We start from the raw sequence: 1,087 nt of genomic DNA, 5'->3' as shown, positions 1-1,087 counted from the left end.
GGCGGGCTCAACCGATGGTTGCAACACCCTTCCGTGATTTTCGTTGGGGTGGTTATGGCGTTGAGGTTGAGCCCGCTGGAGCGGGAGCAGATCGGGTTGGGTCGGGCTGCGAATGAATCGCTGCGGTCGATCGCGCGCAGGTTGGAGCGGTCGGTGTCGACGATCTCGCGGGAGGTGGGTCGGTTCGAGCGTTATGGGCAGCGGTATCAGCCGTTGATGGCGCAGTGGGCGTCGTTTCTGCGGCATAACCGGTCCGGGCGGGTGCCGCGGTTGGCTGTTGACGGGCCGTTGCGTGAGGTGGTGCTGGATATGCTGCGTCGGCGTCGTTCGCCGCAGCAGGTCAGTGCTCGGCTGCGGGTGCAGTTCCCGGACATGCCGGAGATGTGGGTGTCGCACGAGACGATTTACCAGGCGATTTACCTGCAGGCGCGGGGGAACCTCCGGGCGGAGTTGACGCGGCAGGTGGCGTTGCGATCGGGTCGGGCCGCTCGCCGCCGCCGGCCGGCAAGCGCTGGGGCGGTGCGCTCGGCGCGGCCGTGAGTCAACCTGCGCATCGCTGACCGGCCGGCTGAGGTCGCCGACCGGGCGGTGCCCGGGCACTGGGAGGGTGACCTCCTCGAAGGGGTCCGTCGGGGTGGGCGTGGTGGTTCCGCGATCGCCACGTTGGTGGAACGCGCTACCCGCTTCGTGATCCTGGTCGGACTGCCCGAGGGCAAGGTGTCCGAACACGTCGTGTCCCAGCTCGCCGCTGCGATGACCTGGCTCCCGCAACGCTTACGGGCCTCGCTGACCTGGGACCAGGGCGTGGAGATGGCCCGGCACCGTGACTTCACCATCGCCACCGACTGCCCGGTCTACTTCTGCGACCCGCACAGCCCCTGGCAACGCGGCAGCAACGAGAACACCAACGGGCTACTACGCCAGTACTTCCCCAAAGGCCAATTCGACTTCACCACCATCGACCAAGCCGGCCTCGACCACGTCGCCGACGAACTCAACGACCGCCCCCGAATGACCCTGGGCTGGGCCACCCCAGGTGAGAAAATGACCCAGCTCCTCGGTGTTGCAACCACCGGTTGAGCCCGCC

At 67.5% G+C, this 1,087-nt stretch carries 2 protein-coding genes; both read left to right on the top strand.

What is annotated here, in order from left to right; all coding sequences use genetic code 11:
* Window positions 1–540 (top strand): transposase (locus ACFYPG_RS33065; protein ID WP_387355121.1); only part of this gene is annotated, 540 nt, incomplete at its 5' end.
* A 6-nt stretch (window positions 541–546) separates the two neighbouring features.
* On the top strand, window positions 547–1,080 hold the full coding sequence (locus ACFYPG_RS33060) for an IS30 family transposase (RefSeq protein WP_387355123.1): 534 nt from the start codon (window positions 547–549) through the stop codon (window positions 1,078–1,080).
* Window positions 1,081–1,087 lie beyond the last annotated feature (7 nt).

This window comes from Micromonospora sp. NPDC005553 (assembly GCF_042871765.1).
Lineage (GTDB): Bacteria > Actinomycetota > Actinomycetes > Mycobacteriales > Micromonosporaceae > Micromonospora.
This window is presented reverse-complemented; position numbering and strand designations above follow the sequence as displayed.